A 19,835-nucleotide genomic window follows, 5' to 3' on the forward strand; every position below is an offset into this window, starting at 1 on the left:
AATTTAATATAGAAAAAACACTGACAATGAGTTCACCCAAGTTAAGCTTATAAAACGGGTGACTGAGAAAATAAATACTCAAAAACTCATAAAACCAGTGTTCAAAAAAGGATGTTATTTAATCTAGTGACTTCTGTCGTTCTTTTCTTTTTTATATATGTAAGTTTGTTGAACTTTAAAACCAAGAGGTTCATCACTCACTAATTTTATCTCTCCATTTTCAATAGTTAAACCGGGTCCATTTACCCCTTTGACTTTAAATGGGCTTTCTTCACCTACGATTTTGGGTCCAACAGTCATAAATTGGCTTATCTTTATTTGCTCAATTTCACCTTCGTAGTCATCACAATAACCATTGCCGTTTGTATCTTTACAGCTGTCAGTTTCGCCAAAAAAGAGTTTTGGGGTGTCTGGTACATCTGTGCCTGTCTTAAACTTCAAGTTATCATATATTTTTGTACCGTAATGAAGGTGAAATGCGTATAGGCTTCCGACACCACTTACAACCTCACATTCATTTACCTTATCTTCTAATGAAGGAGGAGTATAACTTGTAAAATAAGCAACCCCACCAATCACAGTACTAGCTGCCAGAGACTTTTCACCTGCAGACTGAAGGTTGTAATACCAGCCTTTAAACTGGGCTAACTCAACCTCAAGTTTGACAAATTCATCAACCTTATCAAGTACTTTCCCGAAAGGGTCTGAATTAACATTCATTAAATCAGCTTGTGTAATATGATCAGGTGCATTACCGATGAAAGACTGTGTAACAGTGTTTTCATCTCGAATCATAAATAATTGATCGTTAGTTTCTAAAGATTTCGGTTTTGCTCGGTTACCACTACCAATTAACACTGCATCAAAAGGAGTATCTACACGTGCCGTAATTACTTTACCATTAATCTTTGCTTTTGAGACTTTGCTAAACACACTTCGTGCAATAGTTGAGTTATAAAAGAAACGTCTATCTTGGCTCTTACCCTCACCACCTAGGCTCGCAAATTTAAAGTGGGTCCAAGGTTGCTTTGCATCCTTCGGGTTGTCAGATGGCAAGTCAACACGCCAAACATCTCCTCCAGTGTCAGTAGCGTATAACCTGTCAATAAAGCCATCATAATCTGAATCTAACAGACTGATATCTGAGGCAATACTGTGTTTACCCTTGAATCCATTTTCTGATGGCGTTAAAGCCCACACTTTATTACCCGTTTCAGCATCAACGATATAAATGCCCCGCCCTTTAGTATCGTTACTACGATTCGAGTTATCTTTATTTTGGTCATAACCTGCACCAAAAACTAACAGTGGGCGATCTCTATAACCTTTTATGTCAATATACGTTACTGAAGGCTTAGACCAAGTTTGTGCTAACTCTTTAAAGTCTCCCTGCCCACCAACTATTGGCCCTTTCCACATCAATTTAGGTGAATTTGGCTTTGTAATATCCAAGCCATAATACTCAGTTCCACCTCGTCTTAGACCAAAAAACACCCAAACTCTGTCAGCGCCATTTACAACACCATCATTATTTCCATCATCAAAGAAAACCGACATAGACCCATCTATACCGTAAACTTTAACCCCTTCTTTATTATCTCGAAGAGGTTTAATAATTTTATACAAGCTTCGGGGTATAAAGGCCCAGCTTTCCTTGAGTACATCATTTTTATCCTGAAACATATGCAGATAGCCTGCATTGGTCCCAATCAAAATACGTACGTCATCGTTGCCATAATCGATTGTTGTTGGCTTTGAGTGAAGCGGATCTCCAAAGATATTTGGACGGGTATCATCGGTTGAACCATCACTATTTTCATCATCCACATCGCGGCCTCTAGACCAGTCAATAAGATCAAACACTTCATCTGGATCAGACTCAAAATCCTCTGCAGCTTTAAAACGATTTCCGTAATGGATAATGACCCTATAGTCAGTGAATGGAAGCATTCGACCACCAGAGACATTTGTCAAAACCTTCCTGTCTTTATTCGGTATGCTTGATTGTTGAGATAAATATGAATTGACTCCTCCATATTCAACAGCATTGCCGTCAGCTTCACTACTACCGTCTGGCCAAAAGGTGTGAGCATCTTTGTTTATTTGCCCATTTTCATCTAGTGCTAGATTACCTTTAAAATCAACGATAGTATCACCCGATACTTTTAATTTTTTCAGATTGCCGCGCCAGCGTGCGCTGGTACTTGGGTAAAACATTGTGTAGTATAATGAATCTCTACTACGTGTTTGATCAGCGTTATTCGAAGCCACCGAAGGGGACGTAAAAGTTCCAACTTCAGCCCTAAGACCATTAAATGTTTGCTCTAAAGAATCAGCTAATTCTTTTGGGTTTTCTGCTTTGAAGTAGCTTCCCCCCCCTTCATTCGCGGCCTTTTTTAGTAATGCTTCACCTCTTTCTAAAAGCCCATTACCAAAACCTATTGTATTGATAAATACCTTGTCTTTAATCTTCGCCGTTTTTGGAAATATGTCTATGTCCACATCATCTGTGCCATGCATAACTTTAGCAAGGGCTGCTAAGTAGCTGTTTGCATTGTAATCATCAAGGATAGGCGTTGCGGGCTTTCCAAAAAATTGCCGGTGCAACAAATCTATTTCATTATTTCTAGCATCATCAAAGTAAGGGGAACCATCGGTAATAATTAAAACATTCACACTGTTATCACAACGTTCATCTTTTGTGAGTCTAGAGTCAAAAGGAGAAAGATATTTTTTACCAATTTCTGCCGAAGTATCGCGCAACGAAGGATCTATAACGCTTGCAAAATCAACATTTTGCCCAGTTAGGTACATGTATGTTTCCCACAATGTTTCAGTAATAGGCGTGGAACCACCAGCAAACGTATCGCTTATAATTGATTTTAACTTTTTATGCTCTGTGCCAACTTTGGCTCTAAAATACCCGCCTTGATTATGCGCAAACCTCACAAACCCGTAATCAAGGTCTGGGTTATTATTTATTGTTTTTATGATTGTATCTTTTGCTACCTTCATCCGGCTGTCAGGACATGGAAACCAATAACGATCGGTCGGGTGAAAACATTTGTCTCCTGTATTAGCAGATTGCATCATGCTTCCAGATGTATCTAAAATAAATATTACACGACCTTTTTCTGTAAGGTCTTTATCGTAATTAACATACAGCTCTATATCATCGGCATAGCTTTTGCTATCCAAAAATAGAGAGCAAGCGACTGAAAGACAAAGTAATAAATTTAGACTTTTCATAGCGACCTTCTTATCAACCACCCGTATTCAGGCTCGCCATTTCCTGGGCAACCCCTGTTGTAATCGTCAAAGTATGCTTACTTTTAGTGCCATAGGTAATGGTGGTATCAACTTGAACCATGTTGCAGGAGATACCTGCAGTGAAGTTAAATTTACGCGGACAAGGTAAATCAAGAACACCGTTATTTAAATTTGTCATCGTATTGGTTGCGTCGCCAACCTTTCCCATTGCATAGCCACCATCAGGAATTTCTGCCGCTTTCATTAAAAATGCACTGTCGCCACCCGCGGCGGCTTCGTTTGCAATAACTTGCTGAACAGTTCCTATTAATTCATTTTCTGCTGTTTCTCGCTCTTGGGCTGCATTAGTAATTTTAATATCTATGCTACTACTACTCATCAAAGAAACGGCAATACCTGTAACAGCTACCACCATAATCAAAGCAACGATTAACACCACCCCTTGTTGTTTCTTTTGCAAGGTTAAATGCGCCATAAATTTGCTCCAACATTGTTCAAGCGGATAGTGGTCGTAAATAGTGCGCGTCGGTAGTTATCGTCAAATGTAAGAACGCGGCTATTTGCGTCTTCACCCAATGTATAAGTTTGATTTTTTGACTTAAGGTTTGAATCTGGTAAAAGCGATCTCACAAGTAAGAATACTTGCACTGTCAAAATACCACGGCGATTTTCCCAATCAGTGTTAGTCATTTGGCTGATACTTTTATATGTATCAACACGACTGTTATTTGTAGTATCAAGACCAAACACAAAGTGCATATTTTCTACCCCTTCCATAACCGTTTCAGTTGTCATGCCCCCAGAAGGAGTTAAGCGTTTACGTCTAAGTAAAGGAACAGACACTCTTTGATCATTAATGGGGTAGGTTTGCTTTGTTATGTAATAAACATGATGTCGATAGCGCCAAATCGTTGCATTACCATTTACAGCTGCTGCCGCGATTGGGCCGCGCTGAAACTCAGCAAGCTCTTGCTCGGCGATAAAATAGTAATACTTATTATTGGTTTGATTTGGCCTTATCTGTAGCCCTTCTAAAAACTTAATTTGTAAAACATCTGTGTTTTTTTCAACATTAGTAATACAGCCAAGTGCCGTGCTAGTGGTTGTTTGCACTGCATAAACAGAGCGAAAGTTACTGGTTGCAGCTGTATCTGGAAAGCTGCCATTATTAAGGCCTTCTGAACAATCATTGCCAGGATTTCCTAAACTGTTTGTATTTGCATCTGAGAAAGAGTCTTCATAAAACGTGCCCCAAAAACCAATCTGTTCAATATCACGTTGCATGATATTCATAGCCAGTCTGCCAGTTTCTTGTAGCTCACCAATTGTCATCGTGTCACGAGTTGTTGATTTCATGCTTATATAGGTAAACATCACCCCGCCGAGCACCACACCTCCGATGAATAAAGCAACCATCATCTCGACGAGAGTAAATCCATTATGCTTTTTCATATCAAGACCTTAAATAAATATAGCTTTGTAGAACAATCAAACGTCGCTTATCGCCTTTAGAACCACAATCAATTGCAGCTGTATCTTTATTAGCACTAAGTTCTTGACGGCCTTGCCAACTGATCACAACCTCAATATTAAATTCGTTAGCATTGCCTGCAGCAACGGGAGTACTATTAATGCACACAGTTGCATCGTCTAAAGCGCCGGTGTTTTCACGAGCCTGAATTGCACGCACCCACTGTTGTTTATCTAATTCTGCCAATTGCTGAGCACTACATGCTGAGTTATAGCAACTCAAACTCGTGTTTAGAGCTGTATCACTATCGAAAGTGCCATTGTATAACGCAGCAAAGCCAGGTGAGTCATTCGCTCGCATACGCTGGATAATGTCATTACCAAGTGCCACAGCAGCTGCACGCTGCATTGAATCAAAGCTAGCTTGTTTTGCTTTAGCTTGTAAGGCCACGGCACCCAATAAACCAAAACTCAAAATAACAAAAGCAATAAGCACTTCAATAAGCGTAAAGCCGTTCTGCTCAGAATGTTTAATCATGGTGAAGTTCAATGATACTTTTACATACCGTAAGAGTATTACGACACAGATAAATAACAATCTGTATATGGACAAGCGGTCATAATGCGCGATAAACGGCACTTTAACTTTCTTCAGAACCAAGTCGCGAATAATAAAGAAGCTGGGACTTTAGGAGATAAGCTGCTGTATTGAGAATTTTTATTATTTACCCATTACAGCTTTAACATTTTTAAGCTCTCGGCGACTAACTGCCAAAGGCTCCTCAAACTGCTTCATTGTAACTGTATGCCCACCTGAAGATGGGCTATTAAGGCTAACAATATGTTGCTTATTCACAAGTGTATTTCGGTGAATTCTAAGTAGCTGCAGCGGATAGGTTTGCTCTAGTTGCTTTAAACTTTGCTCAACAAGTGCCTCACCTTCAAAAAACACTACTCGGGTATATTTTTGCTCTGCGATACAGCAAACCACATCATCTAAATTGACTCGTCGTATTACACCTGCAAGTTGATAACTAATGTAATTATTTTCAGGGGGGCTTATTTGAGTACGATTTAGTTTACTCAGTTGTGCCATTGCTTTAGCTAATGCCTGCTCAGACACAGGTTTAACTAAATAGCCATCAACAGCGAGCTCAAATGCGGTTAATGCATGTTCTGAATGCGCTGTTAAAAACATGACTGCAGGAGGAAGTGGAAACTGTTTTAGCTCTGCAGCCACCTCAAGGCCAGACTGCTTAGGCATATTAATATCAAGCATCACTAAATCGGGCTGGAGCTGCTTACAAAGCGCTATTGCTTGCTCACCATTATTGGCTTCACCAACAATAGTGCAATCTTCATTAGTAGATAATAAACGTTTGATACGCGCCCTTGCTAAAGGCTCATCATCAGCAATCAATACTTTTATCATGCGCCCCTCTGCTTTGGTATAACCAACTTCACTCTAAAAATTCCCTCACGGATAGTCGTCGTAAGTTGCGCTTTTTGTTGATAGAAAAGCGCCAAACGTTGGCGAATATTATCCAGTGCCATCCCATTTCCTGTTCGTGAGTTATTCACTTCTGCAGCTACAGGATTCGTTATAATAAAGGTATAAGCTTTATCCGACTGATGCATTTCAACAGAAATATTGCCCTGCTCTGCTGGCTCGACGCCATAAAATACCGCATTTTCAATAATTGGCTGTATTGTTAAACACGGAATATCAATGTCTGGCAACTCGCCAGGTAATTGCCAGCTTAATGCTAGGCGTTCGCCATAGCGCCAACGCTCAAGGGCTACATACTGCCTACACAAAGTGATTTCATCAGCAAGCTTTATGGCTTTACCGCTGCGCATTGCGGCCTGCGACAGCGCCGCCAGCGCTAAAATTGCTTGTTCAGCCGCGTCAGCATCGTAATGTGTAAGCTCAGCAGCAGTGTTCAAACTATTAAACAAAAAGTGGGGGCGAATTCTTGCTTGTAAGGCATCAAGCTCAGCCTGCGCTAACGCTTTCGTTTGCTGCTCTTTTTGATTATGAATAAGCAAAAACTGACTAAATAGCGCCGTTACTAAAAATATGATCAGTAAATTGCTGACAATAAAACTCGACCTCGACTCCATAGCGAACACATCTGAAAACACTGACAAAAACAGCCAGCTAAAAACATACGTTAATGCCAGTAACGTGAATATCAGAATGAATAGCTGCTTTGAATGTGACAGCTTTGTAAGTAAGGCTCGGCACACATACAGTAACGACAAGCTTGAAAGAAAGATTAGATGTAAAAAGCAACTAAATATAGCAAGGCGTAACCAAACATCACCTAAGCTCATGGGTGAGAAGGCGAGCAAAATAGCGATGACTTGGCTGACGATCAGTGTGGCAAGGACACCGCGAGATTGAAAAAGAGCCGCAATCAGCAAGCCGTTAGAATTAGGCTGTTTGCTCATGGGCTCCTCTTTTAACTGTTGACTACTATTTGCTTAGATTAGCGTAGCTCAACAGGAACGGCAAATACTATGTTCTCTTCTTCACCAGGATTTTCAACAACTTGATTACCACCCAATTCTTTTAGACGAGCAATTACTTGTTGAACTAAAACTTCTGGTGCAGATGCACCCGCAGTCACACCCACTGTATTGACACTGTTGAACCAATCCGCTTCAACATTACTCGCATCATCAATTAAATAAGCAGTGGTGCCCATTTTGTCAGCAAGTTCACGTAAACGATTTGAGTTAGAGCTATTTTTAGCCCCTACTACAAGCAGCACATCCACTTTATCTGCTAAGTCACGGACTGCATCTTGACGGTTTTGCGTAGCATAACAAATGTCATCTTTACGCGGGCCATCAATTGCCGGAAACTTAGTACGAAGTGCATCAATCACATCTGCCGTATCATCTACAGATAACGTCGTTTGGCTACAGTAAAACAGGTTTTCAGGGTTTTTAACCGTTAGGCCAGCAACATCTTCAGGGGTTTCTACTAAGTAAATACCACCCGCTTCGTTGTCGTACTGCCCCATTGTGCCTTCTACTTCAGGATGACCATGGTGACCAATTAACACGCATTCAGTGCCTTTACGACTTGCGCGTGTTACTTCCATATGTACTTTTGTCACAAGCGGGCAAGTGGCATCGAACACTTTAAGGTCGCGGCGTTTTGCTTCACTACGAACTGCCTGCGATACACCATGCGCACTGAAGATAACAATGCTGTCGTCAGGAACCTGATCTAGCTCTTCAACAAACACAGCACCGCGATTTTTTAAGCCATCAACAACATATCGGTTGTGAACGACTTCATGGCGCACATAAATTGGCTTTTCAAAGATATCCAGTGCACGCTCCACAATGCTAATTGCACGGTCTACACCTGCGCAAAAGCCACGTGGATTTGCTAATAAAATGTCCATTAGCCTGTTACCTCTAAAATATCAACTTCAAAGGTTAATCGCTGCCCTGCAAGAGGGTGGTTGAAGTCAATCGTGACTGAGTCACCTTGGACTTCACGAACAAGACCCGGAAGCTCAGTGCCATCAGGCTGAGTAAAGGCAATGATATTACCTACTTCAGCAGGAGTGTCTGCACCAAACTTGCTGCGATCAACATAATAAATGTTATCTGGATTTGGCTGACCAAATGCATCTTCAGGCTCTAATGCAAATGACTTACTGTCACCAGCCGCTAAACCGAGTAAACACTTTTCAAAGTTTGCTGTCAGGCTACCATCACCCATTCGCAATTTTGCAGGTTTATTATGTACCTTGGTTGAATCGGCTGCTGAGCCATCTTCTAACTTAATTGAGAAATGAAAGATCACTTCAGAGTTTTCACCAATTACAGCTTGGCTCATGCTTGTTGCTCCTTAGGACTTTCGCCTGTGAAGGCATCAAATAAAAGTAATGCGGCACCAATACAAATTGCACAATCGGCAATATTAAAAACAGGAAAGTGCCAGTTTTCGTAATATACATGCAGGAAGTCAATGACATAGCCATAAGCTATGCGGTCGTATAAGTTGCCAATCGCACCGGCTAATACTAACGCATAAGCAGAACATAATACTTTATTAGACGCTGGTAAGCGTTTCAGCCACCACACTAAAAGCACACTGATCGACACTGCAATCAAACTAAAGAACCAACGCTGCCAGCCACCTGAATCACTTAAAAAGCTGAAGGCTGCACCATAATTATGTACATAAGTGAAATTAAAAAACGGCAGAATATCAATCGACTCTTCGTAGGCCATGGTACTAACGACAAGTGATTTTGTCGCATAGTCTACTACCAAAAGTAGTAGACTAAGCCATAACCAAACCAAGCCACTTTTTCCGGCTAGTTTGCTCACAAACAACTCCTATGCGAACTGACGCTGTTCACCATCGCCATCAACATTGCTTACACAACGGCCACAGATCTCAGGGTGAGCAGGATCAGCACCTACATCATCACAGTAATGCCAACAACGCTCACATTTTTCAGCGGTTGTTGCAGCAACTTTAATGTATAAGCCATCAATTTCTGTAGCTTGCGTATCTTCTGGCTGTGCAGTCACAGTTTCAACGGTTACGCCTGACGTTAATAGTACAAAGCGCAGTTCATCACCTAATGCAGCTAATTTCGCGCTTAGCTCTTCACCTGCATAAATGTTTACGTTTGCTTGTAGAGTTGCACCAATAACTTCTTCTTTACGAGCTGCTTCTAGTACACGGTTTACTTCATCACGCACGTTAAGGATTGTTAACCAATCATCGTTGCTGAATTTACCTTGTGAAGAGGCTTGCAAGCCATCGTACCACACTGAAGTGAATACAAATTTGTCACGCTCACCTGGTAATGCTTCCCAGATTTCTTGCGCGGTGAAGCTTAAGATCGGTGCCATCCAACGCGTCATTGCTTCAGCAATATGGTAAAGCGCAGTTTGACATGAACGACGCGCGTGGCTGTCGCTTTTCGCTGTGTATTGACGATCTTTGATTACGTCTAGGTAGAACGAACCAAGCTCACCAGTACAGAAGTTCATTAGCTTTTGCGTTACAAGTAGCATTTGATACTTGTCGTAAGCCGCTAAGATTTCATCTTGAAGTTCAGCTGCACGGCCCACAATCCAACGGTCAAGCTCAACCATGTCTTCAATAGCAACTTGATCAGTTTTTGGATCAAAACCATTTAAGTTCGCAAGTAAGTAACGGCTCGTGTTACGAATACGACGATAACGGTCTGCTGAACGCTTAAAGATTTCATCAGATACAGTCATTTCAGCTGTAAAATCAGTTGATGCAACCCATAAACGTAAGATGTCAGCACCTAGTTTGTTCATCACGTTTTGTGGCGAAATTACGTTGCCTAATGATTTAGACATCTTGCGGCCATTTTCATCAACCGTGAAACCATGTGTTAGCACTTGCTTATATGGCGCATGACCATTAATAGCAACCGATGTCATCATTGACGACATAAACCAACCACGGTGTTGATCAGAACCTTCTAAGTAAAGATCAGCAGGGCCGGTTAAATCTTCACGTGCATCAACCACACATGCGTGAGTAACACCTGAGTCAAACCATACATCTAGCGTATCTTGTACTTTCATGTATTGCTCAGCGTCATCGCCAAGTAAAGTAGCTGGGTCTAAGTCATACCAAGCTTGAATACCTGATTTTTCAACCAATTTCGCAGCTTCTTCGATAAGCTCTTGTGTGTTCGGGTGAAGCGCACCAGTGTCTTTATCAACGAATAATGCAATTGGCACACCCCATGTACGTTGACGTGAAATACACCAATCAGGACGGCCTTCAACCATGTTTGCAATGCGGCTCTCGCCCCACTCAGGTAACCACTCAGTCTTTTTGATTTCGCTTAATGAATCTTGACGAAGGTTAGCTTGGTCCATACTTACGAACCACTGTGGCGTAGCACGGAAGATAATAGGTGTTTTATGACGCCAGCAATGTGGATAGCTGTGCGTAAGCGCATGATGATGCAATAACGCATTGTTCTCAGTTAATACGTCAATAACGCTCGTATTCGCTTTAAATACGTGCTGGCCTGCAAACATTGGTGTGTCAGGTAAGTAAACACCGTTAGCACCAACCGGATTAGCTACTTCTAAACCATAAGCAAGACCTGCCGCGAAATCCTCTTGACCATGACCAGGTGCGGTATGAACAACACCAGTACCAGAATCAGTCGTTACGTGATCAGCAACAATCACAGGCACTGTGAAGTCATAGAATGGGTGAGCAACTTGTAAGTTCTCAAGTGCAGCACCTTTTACATAACCGAGTACGTGGTAATGTTTGAAGCCATAACGGTCCATAGCATCTTTAACTAGCTCAGAACCTAAAATTAGACGTTGCTGTGCACCTTCATCATCAATTTGAACAAGAGCATATTCAAGCTTTTCGTGAACCGCTACTGCACGGTTAGCTGGTAATGTCCAAGGTGTTGTCGTCCAGATCACTGTACTAACTGCACCTGTACCTTCATGGCCTTCAGCAAGTTCAAACGCATTAATTACAGCATCTTGATCAGCAAACTGAAAACGCACATCGATTGCTGGAGACTGTTTATCTTGGTATTCAACTTCCGCTTCAGCAAGTGCTGAACCACAATCTGTACACCAGTGAACAGGCTTAGCACCTTTGTGTAAGTGACCATTTTTAATGATGCGACCAAGTACACGAATTGCATTCGCTTCAAAGTCAAAGTTCATTGTTAAGTAAGGCTTGTCCCAGTCACCAAATACACCAAGACGTTTAAAGTCTGTTTTTTGACCTTCGACTTGTTTTTTTGCGTATGCGCGACATTTTTCACGGAACTCAGCAGCAGACACCTTCACGCCTGGCTTGCCTACTTTCTTTTCAACCATTAATTCAATTGGTAAACCGTGACAGTCCCAACCCGGCACGTAAGGTGCGTCGAAGTCAGACAAAGTTTTTGACTTAACAATAATATCTTTAAGAATTTTGTTTACCGAGTGGCCTAAATGGATATCACCGTTTGCATACGGAGGACCGTCATGCAAAATGAAGGTTTTTTTACCTTTTTTAGCGCTGCGAATTTGACCGTAAAGATCGTCTTCATACCATGTCTTAAGCATCTTTGGTTCACGTTGTGCCAAATTGCCGCGCATTGGAAACGCTGTTTCCGGTAAATTCAAAGTATGTTTGTAGTCGCTCATTAATCCTACTTTCCGTATCGGCTACCTAATTTAAACCAAAACACTGCTTAGCGGCGGTTACATCATCTGCAATCTGCGCCGTCAGTTGTGTTAATGTCTCGAATTTTTTCTCATCGCGAAGCTTTTTAATAAGCTCCACGTGCATAAATTGTCCGTAAATGTCTTGCGCAAAGTCGAAAAGATGGACTTCTAACAATGCGCGTGTTCCATTAAATGTGGGTTTGTTGCCAATATTTGCAACCCCATATAATTCTTTATCACCAACTTTAGCTCGTACCGCAAATACCCCATTTACAGGGCATACTTGGCGTTTTAGTGCTATGTTGGCAGTTCTGAACCCTAATTCACGACCTTTCGCCCAGCCATGAATAACACGTCCAGAAATCGCATAACCATGACCTAACATGGTTTTTGCATCTTCTAATTGCCCTGCAGCAAGCGCATGGCGAATAAGGGTACTACTAACTCTATCATTGAGTCTGCGAAAACTTGCAGTACTTTTCACATCCATGTTCAGCTCAGTGCCCATGGTTTTTAGTAATGCAAAATCACCACGACGACGTTTGCCAAAACAAAAGTCATCACCAACAGTTAATGCCTTAACGCCTAGTTTTTCAACCAGTACTTGGCTGACAAACTGTTCTGCTTCCATGTTGGCAAATTGCTGATTAAAGCTAATGCAAATCACTCGCTCCACGCCTAATTTAGCAAGCAAACTGAGCTTATCACGTAGTCGAGTTAAACGCGCGGGAGCATTATCTTTAGCAAAAAACTCTTGTGGCTGAGGCTCAAATAACATCACGGTACTTGGCAATTGATGCTTTTCTGCGTCTTGCAGCAAGCCTTTAATCACTTCTGCATGACCTAAGTGCACGCCATCAAAATTACCAATGGTCAACACACAGCCATAATGCTGCGCGCGAATATTGTGAATACCTCTAATTAACTCCATGCCACCTTTTTGCCTTTATCAGCGAGCCCAAAACATTGATATCGGGCTTGAAGCGCCGATTATAATCTTTTTTTTAGTTTGATTCAGTAGTTGCAACACTTTTTATCGTATTTAGTCGCACACCTAAAATGAATAAGGCCGCAAAGTAAACAAAAACCGCCAGCACTAATAACCCACTCAACAGCAGCACTTGTTCAGTAAAGTACCATGTTTTCCACGCAAATTGCTGGCCAACATACCACACTGCAGCAGCCATTAATAAACTTGAAAACAAACACTTAAAGGTGAAACCAAGGCTCATCGCAGAAAACTGATAAACGCCTTCTTTACGTAGTTGATGATACAACAAATAGGCATTACAACTGGCCGACATCGCGGTTGCTAACGCTAACCCCAAATAGCCAATAAATGGAGCTAGCATAATGTTAAACACCATATTTAACACCAGTGTTTTAATGCCTATTTTTACCGGAGTTTTAGTATCTTGACGTGAATAAAAACCCGGAGCTAACACCTTGATTAACATAAAGCTAACCAGTCCCACTGAGTAGGCCATCACACCGTAACTTACCGCTTTTACATGATCAATTTCACCGTTTTGAAACGCACCATGATCAAATAAAACCGTAATAATGAGCGGGCTTATCACCATTAAGCCAAACATGGCTGGCAAGCCTAAGAAAATAACAAACCTCACCCCCCAGTCGAGGGTTAGTTGAAAATCTTTTGTGCTATTGGTGCTATGTAACTTAGACAATGCAGGCAATATGACCGTCGCGATACCGATACCGAATAAGCCAAGAGGAAACTCAATTAAACGGTCTGAGTAGTAGAGCCACGCGATAGAGCCGGTCATCAACATCGAGGCGATCATAGTGTCGAGTAACAGGTTTATTTGACTGATAGACACGCCAAACAAGGCTGGTAGCATGAGTTTTCGGACTTTCTTAACGTTTTCATCTTGCCAGCCCCATTTAGGGCGGCTCAACATGCGGGCACGATACAAAAATGGCAACTGGAATAATAACTGTACTAAGCCCCCTACAAACACGCCGATGGCAAGCGCGTATGCCCCCACCGAAAATTTATCGTGTAGAAAAACAGCACACGTGATAATTGATACATTTAACAGCACAGGGGTAAATGCCGCAACAGCAAAACGATTATATACGTTCATAACCGCACCACTTAAGGCAACCAGACTCACAAAAAATAAATAAGGGAAAGTCAGCTTTAACAGTGCACTAGCCAGTACGAACTTTTCTGCATTTTCGCCTCCTTGCCACCAATCGATAAACCAGCCAGTACCAAATAAGGCCGCTATCACAGGAGAGGCAACAACCCCAAACAAAGTAACAATTAATAAAATAGTACCTAGGGTACCGGCTGCTTGAGCTACAAACAGCCTCACTTTATCATCGCCTTGTTGTTCTTTTATCTCAGATAAAACCGGCACAAAAGCTTGAGCAAAGGCACCTTCGGCAAACAAACGTCTTAAAAAGTTAGGAATTCGATTGGCAAATAAAAACACATCCGCAGCAGCACTGGCACCTAGCAGATTTGCCACAACAGCATCTCGTACTAACCCTAAAATACGCGAGATCATCGTCATTGCACTAACAATCATCCCAGAACGAAATAATCCTTTTGCCACCTTAAACCCATTATCAAAAAACTTCTAAGATGGGCGATTATGCCTAAAATATCTTTAAAGCACTAGGCTCGAACCCGACCCTTTGTTACAATGGCGATATTAACTGCTAAAGCGGCAAATTGATGTTCGTTATAAGGAGCAGTTTTTCTTGAGATGTCAAAATTTCGTTGACATTCATGATAAAAACAGGCATATTCCACGGCCTTTAAATTAAGCTTATTTTAAGATTGTTAGGAGCAAACCTTGGCTAACATCAAGTCTGCAAAAAAACGCGCTATTACGAGCGAAAAAAATCGTCAACATAACGCAAGCCGTCGTTCAATGATGCGTACTTACTTCAAAAAAGTAGTTACTGCTATTGAAGCGGGCGACAAAGAAGCTGCACAAGCGGCATTCGCTGTTGCAACACCTATCCTAGACCGTTACGCAACTAAAGGTCTAATCCACAAGAACAAAGCAGCTCGTCATAAGAGCCGTTTAGCAGCTAAAATCAAAGCGCTATAATTTGTTTTTGATGAATATGAAAAAACCGGCTTTTGCCGGTTTTTTTTTATCTGTAATTTAATACCAATCCGCTTAATTAAGTAGTCTATTTTGAGGCAATAAAACCTCGTTGATAAAAAGGCAAAAATTTCGTTATTTAGTTGTTCTAAAAGAGAAATTTTTAACGCAGTTAGCGACAGGTTTAATCCCTCAAAATGATTAATTATTATTGCGGGTTGGTATTATATCTTCAGGTCATTGTTTTACCGGAAGGTAACCAAACTCAAGCATTTTCTGTTGAATCTTGTTTGATTTAACAATCACAGCAAGTTTGTCGCCAATCTTTTTTGAACGAGGTGATTGTGTATTAATGATTAGCACTAGCGGCCTAACAAAGGCATAGTCACCACTTTGAATTGATTCAACGGAAGGGCTTACACCGTCAATCTCAAGCAAAGTTACTCTGTTAATACGTCTGTCATTTTCTAATTTACTAATAGCGCCATATGAATCGTAAGCAATGGCATTTGGAATACGCTGCACTATACCCAATGCTTGATTGAACTGATCGTAAAGTTCTACTTTTTGTTTAGAAAATAAACCTCTATTACCCGCCATTTTTAAGCGTATGAAGTTACTGCCTGGTTCTTGAATATAATCTAAATTTAAATACTCTAAAAAGACATCAAAACTACCGTGACTAGTGCCTTTACTAAAAAGTAGGATCTCGTCATTTTTGGCACTGAGCTCAGGTGTATAAGGTGAAACTTCAGACCACGCCTTTAGTTTTCCTTGGTAGATATCGCTCAGCTTTTTAGTGGTAACTTCAGTAATGTTTAAGTTTTTATTTACAAAAAATGCGATTGCATCTTGGGCTATAATAATTTGCCTTAAAAAAGGCCAACGTTGTTGTTCTTCTTTTGTTAAATAACGAGAGCTGGTGCCGATATCTATAACATTTTCTGCAATGGCTTTAATGCCTTTATCACTGCCCATTGGCCTAATTTGTATACTATTGCCAAACTCTTGGCTTAAATCGGCTTTCATATCGATTAATAGTTCAGTGACAGTGGTTGAGCCTGCAATAAAAATAGGCTTCGAATTAATATTTTCTTCAATTGCATACGCACTATGTGCAGAGATAAGGGTTGTAGATAGCAAAAGGGCTTTCATAGAGCGAAATAGCATAGTAGACGCAAACTCCTTAATAGTTAGCTTCTTATCAATATAGGCAATATGTCTGGCTTTGCTAATTCTTTATACTGTAATTTTTTAAAACATTTAATGATTTACACACAAAAAAGCCGCTCGAAAGCGGCTTTTAGACTATGTAGCGTTTCTTATTAGTAAGTCGCGCTGCCTTTTGTACGAGGGAAGGCGATAACGTCACGTACGTTACCCATACCTGTTACATATGCAACTAAACGCTCAAAACCTAGACCAAAACCTGAGTGCGGTACAGTGCCGTATTTACGTAGGTCGCGGTACCAGCTGTAATCTTCTTTGTTTAAGCCCATTTCTTCTAGACGCTTATCTAGTACATCTAGACGCTCTTCACGTTGAGAACCACCGATGATTTCACCAATACCTGGTGCAACTACGTCCATTGCAGCGACTGTTTTGCCGTCTTCGTTTTGACGCATGTAGAAGGCTTTAATATCACGCGGGTAGTTTTTAATAACTACTGGCGCATTAAAGTGCTCTTCAGCAAGGTAACGTTCGTGCTCAGACTGTAAATCTACACCCCATTCAACAGGGTATTCGAACTTCTTACCACACGCTTTTAAGATTTCGATAGCATCTGTGTAATCAACTTGTGCGAAATCTTTAGTTACGAACTCTTCTAAACGAGAGATAGCTGTTTTCTCAACACGTTGTGCAAAGAATTCCATATCATCACGACGCTCAGTTAATACTGCATTGAAAACGTATTTAAGCATGTCTTCAGCAAGTTTTGCGATATCTTCTAAATCTGCGAATGCAACTTCAGGTTCAACCATCCAAAACTCTGCTAAGTGACGAGATGTATTTGAGTTCTCAGCACGGAAAGTAGGGCCAAAGGTATAGATTTTTGACATTGCTGAAGCATATGTCTCACCATTTAATTGACCAGATACTGTTAAGAATGCTTCTTTACCGAAAAAATCTTCACTGTAATCGATGTCGCCTTTATCTGTGCGTGGTAAGTTTTGCATATCTAAAGTAGACACACGGAACATTTCACCGGCGCCTTCACAGTCACTTGCAGTGATGATCGGTGTGCTGATCCAGTAGTAACCTTGCTCGTGATAAAAACGGTGAATCGCTTGTGCTAAACAGTTACGTACACGGGTTACCGCGCCCATGATGTTAGTACGAGGGCGAAGGTGTGCGTGCTCACGTAAATATTCAATGCTGTGACGTTTCGCAGACATAGGGTAGGTGTCTGGATTCTCAACCCAACCTAATACTTCTACAGAGTTAGCTTGAATTTCGAAAGACTGACCTTGACCTGCAGAAGGCACAAGAACACCTGTTACAGATACAGAACAACCTGCAGTTAAACGTGTTACTTCATCATAATTATTGAGTGAATTAGGTACTACCGCTTGAATAGGATCAAAACACGAACCGTCATGAACGGCTAAAAATGAAATTCCTGCTTTTGAATCGCGGCGTGTACGGATCCAGCCTTTTACTGTTACTTGGCTGTCTACCGCAACCTTGCCTTTTAATAGCTCTGAAATCGCTAAATGGCTCATCTTCACTCCAATGATATAAGTTGCCTAATATAATAATGCTGTGCATTGCACTTGAATCGACTATCTTACCCTCGTAAATCAAATAAAAAAACTATTGAGGCGTACTCTTTAGTAGTTTTTCTTCAATTGAGTAAAATAGCAGCAATATTTTGCGTAAAATTTGCGTTTATTTAAATTCTCGCTGCGCTAATTGGTTATTTTGTGGCATTATTAACAATTCTCAATAGGATAACTGTCCTTTAGTCTTTAATTAAATTGTATAACAGGTGCTATGAAACAAGTTTTTATTCTTCGCGGCTTACCAGGCTCAGGTAAATCATATTACGCACAAAGCCTTGCTGATGAGTTGGTAGCTGGTAATGAAAGTGATTATGTCGTGTGCGCAACAGATGATTATTTTTACAATAGCGAAGGTGTGTATCAATTTGATAAGTACAAGTTATCTGAGTATCACAATCTAAACCTTGCACGCTTTATTAATGCCCTAGCAGAAGAAATCCCGTTAGTAATTGTTGATAACACTAATATTAAAAAGTGGGAATTTATCGCCTACGCACAAGCGGCCACTGCACTGGGTTATCAAGTAAAAGAAGTGATCGTTGGTGAAATTAAAGATAAATCATTGCAGCATCTTTACGCCAAGCGCTGTGAACATAAAGTACCGCTTCGAATGATCAGTAAAATGGCTTATATGTTTGAATGGTAAAGTTTAAAGGAAAAGGAAGCATTAGCTTCCTTTTTTAATACGCCTGTTGTTCAATGGCTGCATAAATAGCATTGCATAACTTAGTTAAGCTTTGTTCGTCGCTTATGTAAGGCGGCATCAAATAAATTAATTTACCAAACGGGCGGATCCACACACCTTGCTCGATAAAAAAGCGTTGAATTTTTGCTACATCTAAACTTCGATTAAGCTCAACAACTCCAATTGCACCTAATGTGCGTACATCAACGACTGCATCAAGCGGCTTACATTTAGCAAGCTGGGTTGTTAGCACATCATTTATATGTTCAATTTGCTCTTGCCAAGGTTGCTCTAACAGTAAATCAATACTCGCGCAGCCTGTGGCACAGGCAAGCGGGTTACCCATAAAAGTTGGGCCATGCATTAATACGCCGGCTTCACCCTCACTAATGCCAACAGCGACTTTGCTAGTGGTTAATGTCGCTGATAGGGTCATCATGCCGCCCGTTAATGCTTTGCCAATACATAAAATATCCGGCTCAATGTTGGCGTGTTCAACAGCAAACAAGGTGCCGGTGCGACCAAAGCCTGTAGCGATTTCGTCACAAATAAGTAAAACATCATACTTATCACAAAGAATGCGCAGGTGTTTTAAGTAATCAGGGTGGTAAAAATTCATGCCCCCAGCATTTTGTACAATGGGTTCAATGATAAATGCAGCAACATCTTGGTGGTGAGCTGCAAAGTAGCTTTCAAGCGTATCAGCCTCAGTTGGGCTAAACTCACCATTAAATTTAGCACTCGGCGCAGGTACAAAAACATGTTCAGGTAAAAACCCTGAGTACATGCTGTGCATTGAATTAACTGGATCGCAAACGCTCATGGCTGCAAAAGTATCGCCATGGTAGCCCTTAAGCGGCGTCATTAATTTTTGTTTGCTGGTGTAACCTTGGCTAAGCCAGTACTGCAAGGCCATTTTTATTGCAACTTCAACACTCACAGAGCCACTGTCGGCTAAGAACACCTTATCGAGTGACTTAGGTGTGATACTGACTAGCTTTTTACACAACTCAACAGCAGGCTCATGAGTTAAGCCACCAAACATGACATGGCTCATTTTACTAACCTGTGTAGTGATTGCCTCATTTAAAACAGGATGGCAGTAACCATGAATCGCACTCCACCAAGAGGCCATACCATCTATTAGGCTTTCGCCTGTTTCTAAGAAAATACGATTTGCATTGGCATGACTGACTGGGTACACAGGAAGGGGCTGAGTCATAGAAGTATAAGGGTGCCAAATATGCTCACGATCAAAATCTAAATCTATTGGTTGTTTATTGGTCATATGTAAACTTTATATCGCTTCGTTTCGTTGACAATGTT

The 19,835-nt window shown here is 41.1% G+C and carries 17 protein-coding genes; 2 read left to right on the forward strand and 15 right to left on the reverse strand.

What is annotated here, in order from left to right:
• Positions 1 to 123: 123 nt before the first annotated feature.
• From AN213_RS01800 to murJ, 12 genes are all read right to left on the reverse strand, one after another.
• Positions 124 to 3,249, reverse strand: coding sequence for a PilC/PilY family type IV pilus protein (locus AN213_RS01800; RefSeq protein ID WP_055197043.1), 3,126 nt, complete (start codon positions 3,247 to 3,249; stop codon positions 124 to 126).
• Between the two features lie 13 nt (positions 3,250 to 3,262).
• On the reverse strand, positions 3,263 to 3,745 hold the full coding sequence (locus AN213_RS01805; protein WP_054561904.1) for a hypothetical protein: 483 nt from the start codon (positions 3,743 to 3,745) through the stop codon (positions 3,263 to 3,265).
• Positions 3,733 to 4,722, reverse strand: a complete 990-nt coding sequence (locus AN213_RS01810) for a PilW family protein (protein WP_055020952.1) — start codon at positions 4,720 to 4,722, stop codon at positions 3,733 to 3,735. Before AN213_RS01810 ends, AN213_RS01805 begins: the two co-directional genes overlap by 13 nt.
• A gap of 1 nt (position 4,723) precedes the next feature.
• Entirely contained in the window at positions 4,724 to 5,278 is a 555-nt protein-coding gene (pilV, locus tag AN213_RS01815) for a type IV pilus modification protein PilV (RefSeq protein ID WP_054561906.1), read from the reverse strand.
• A gap of 183 nt (positions 5,279 to 5,461) precedes the next feature.
• The gene (locus AN213_RS01820) at positions 5,462 to 6,172 is read right to left on the reverse strand and encodes a LytTR family DNA-binding domain-containing protein (protein WP_327077757.1); all 711 of its coding nucleotides are present in this window, start codon (positions 6,170 to 6,172) and stop codon (positions 5,462 to 5,464) included.
• Positions 6,169 to 7,194 (reverse strand): sensor histidine kinase, encoded by a 1,026-nt coding sequence (locus AN213_RS01825; protein WP_055020953.1) that lies wholly within the window; start codon positions 7,192 to 7,194, stop codon positions 6,169 to 6,171. Before AN213_RS01825 ends, AN213_RS01820 begins: the two co-directional genes overlap by 4 nt.
• Before the next feature lie 38 nt (positions 7,195 to 7,232).
• Entirely contained in the window at positions 7,233 to 8,162 is a 930-nt protein-coding gene (gene ispH, locus AN213_RS01830; RefSeq protein WP_054561908.1) for a 4-hydroxy-3-methylbut-2-enyl diphosphate reductase, read from the reverse strand.
• Positions 8,162 to 8,602 (reverse strand): FKBP-type peptidyl-prolyl cis-trans isomerase, encoded by a 441-nt coding sequence (fkpB, locus tag AN213_RS01835; RefSeq protein ID WP_055020954.1) that lies wholly within the window; start codon positions 8,600 to 8,602, stop codon positions 8,162 to 8,164. Before fkpB ends, ispH begins: the two co-directional genes overlap by 1 nt.
• Positions 8,599 to 9,099, reverse strand: a complete 501-nt coding sequence (lspA, locus tag AN213_RS01840) for a signal peptidase II (protein WP_054561910.1) — start codon at positions 9,097 to 9,099, stop codon at positions 8,599 to 8,601. Before lspA ends, fkpB begins: the two co-directional genes overlap by 4 nt.
• A 9-nt stretch (positions 9,100 to 9,108) precedes the next feature.
• A complete protein-coding gene (gene ileS, locus AN213_RS01845) occupies positions 9,109 to 11,934 on the reverse strand; it encodes an isoleucine--tRNA ligase (protein WP_055020955.1) in 2,826 nt (941 codons plus the stop codon).
• A gap of 25 nt (positions 11,935 to 11,959) precedes the next feature.
• Positions 11,960 to 12,886, reverse strand: coding sequence for a bifunctional riboflavin kinase/FAD synthetase (gene ribF / locus AN213_RS01850; protein ID WP_054561912.1), 927 nt, complete (start codon positions 12,884 to 12,886; stop codon positions 11,960 to 11,962).
• 73 nt (positions 12,887 to 12,959) lie between these two features.
• Complete coding sequence (murJ, locus tag AN213_RS01855) at positions 12,960 to 14,540, reverse strand: murein biosynthesis integral membrane protein MurJ (RefSeq protein WP_268795220.1); 1,581 nt, start codon at positions 14,538 to 14,540, stop codon at positions 12,960 to 12,962.
• A gap of 243 nt (positions 14,541 to 14,783) precedes the next feature.
• Between murJ and rpsT the strand changes: the two genes are divergently transcribed.
• Positions 14,784 to 15,044 carry a 30S ribosomal protein S20 gene (rpsT, locus tag AN213_RS01860; RefSeq protein ID WP_054561913.1) on the forward strand — a complete coding sequence of 87 codons (261 nt, stop codon included), beginning with the start codon at positions 14,784 to 14,786 and terminating at the stop codon, positions 15,042 to 15,044.
• A gap of 234 nt (positions 15,045 to 15,278) precedes the next feature.
• On the opposite strand, the gene AN213_RS01865 is transcribed toward rpsT, so the two are convergent.
• Both AN213_RS01865 and asnS read right to left on the reverse strand, forming a co-directional pair.
• Positions 15,279 to 16,211, reverse strand: a complete 933-nt coding sequence (locus AN213_RS01865; protein WP_095209682.1) for a substrate-binding domain-containing protein — start codon at positions 16,209 to 16,211, stop codon at positions 15,279 to 15,281.
• Positions 16,212 to 16,366: 155 nt separating this feature from the next.
• Positions 16,367 to 17,764: an asparagine--tRNA ligase gene (gene asnS, locus AN213_RS01870; protein ID WP_054553906.1), complete on the reverse strand. Its 1,398-nt coding sequence runs from the start codon at positions 17,762 to 17,764 to the stop codon at positions 16,367 to 16,369.
• A 271-nt stretch (positions 17,765 to 18,035) separates the two neighbouring features.
• Here asnS and AN213_RS01875 point away from each other — a divergent pair, with 271 nt between their 5' ends.
• A complete protein-coding gene (locus tag AN213_RS01875) occupies positions 18,036 to 18,470 on the forward strand; it encodes an ATP-binding protein (RefSeq protein WP_054561441.1) in 435 nt (144 codons plus the stop codon).
• A 34-nt stretch (positions 18,471 to 18,504) separates the two neighbouring features.
• Here the strand turns inward: AN213_RS01875 and bioA are convergent, their stop codons facing one another.
• Positions 18,505 to 19,797 (reverse strand): adenosylmethionine--8-amino-7-oxononanoate transaminase, encoded by a 1,293-nt coding sequence (gene bioA / locus AN213_RS01880; protein WP_055197047.1) that lies wholly within the window; start codon positions 19,795 to 19,797, stop codon positions 18,505 to 18,507.
• Between the last annotated feature and the right edge of the window lie 38 nt (positions 19,798 to 19,835).

Origin of the sequence: Pseudoalteromonas sp. P1-8 (assembly GCF_001399985.1) — a bacterium.
Taxonomy (GTDB): Bacteria; Pseudomonadota; Gammaproteobacteria; order Enterobacterales; family Alteromonadaceae; genus Pseudoalteromonas.

Coding starts and splice junctions, on each gene's coding strand:
- AN213_RS01800 (WP_055197043.1), bottom strand. CDS start 3,249: ATGAAAAGTCTAAATTTATTACTTTGTCTTTCAGTCGCTTGCTCTCTA.
- AN213_RS01805 (WP_054561904.1), bottom strand. CDS start 3,745: ATGGCGCATTTAACCTTGCAAAAGAAACAACAAGGGGTGGTGTTAATC.
- AN213_RS01810 (WP_055020952.1), bottom strand. CDS start 4,722: ATGAAAAAGCATAATGGATTTACTCTCGTCGAGATGATGGTTGCTTTA.
- pilV (WP_054561906.1), bottom strand. CDS start 5,278: ATGATTAAACATTCTGAGCAGAACGGCTTTACGCTTATTGAAGTGCTT.
- AN213_RS01820 (WP_327077757.1), bottom strand. CDS start 6,172: ATGATAAAAGTATTGATTGCTGATGATGAGCCTTTAGCAAGGGCGCGT.
- AN213_RS01825 (WP_055020953.1), bottom strand. CDS start 7,194: ATGAGCAAACAGCCTAATTCTAACGGCTTGCTGATTGCGGCTCTTTTT.
- ispH (WP_054561908.1), bottom strand. CDS start 8,162: ATGGACATTTTATTAGCAAATCCACGTGGCTTTTGCGCAGGTGTAGAC.
- fkpB (WP_055020954.1), bottom strand. CDS start 8,602: ATGAGCCAAGCTGTAATTGGTGAAAACTCTGAAGTGATCTTTCATTTC.
- ileS (WP_055020955.1), bottom strand. CDS start 11,934: ATGAGCGACTACAAACATACTTTGAATTTACCGGAAACAGCGTTTCCA.
- ribF (WP_054561912.1), bottom strand. CDS start 12,886: ATGGAGTTAATTAGAGGTATTCACAATATTCGCGCGCAGCATTATGGC.
- AN213_RS01865 (WP_095209682.1), bottom strand. CDS start 16,211: ATGCTATTTCGCTCTATGAAAGCCCTTTTGCTATCTACAACCCTTATC.
- asnS (WP_054553906.1), bottom strand. CDS start 17,764: ATGAGCCATTTAGCGATTTCAGAGCTATTAAAAGGCAAGGTTGCGGTA.
- AN213_RS01875 (WP_054561441.1), top strand. CDS start 18,036: ATGAAACAAGTTTTTATTCTTCGCGGCTTACCAGGCTCAGGTAAATCA.
- bioA (WP_055197047.1), bottom strand. CDS start 19,797: ATGACCAATAAACAACCAATAGATTTAGATTTTGATCGTGAGCATATT.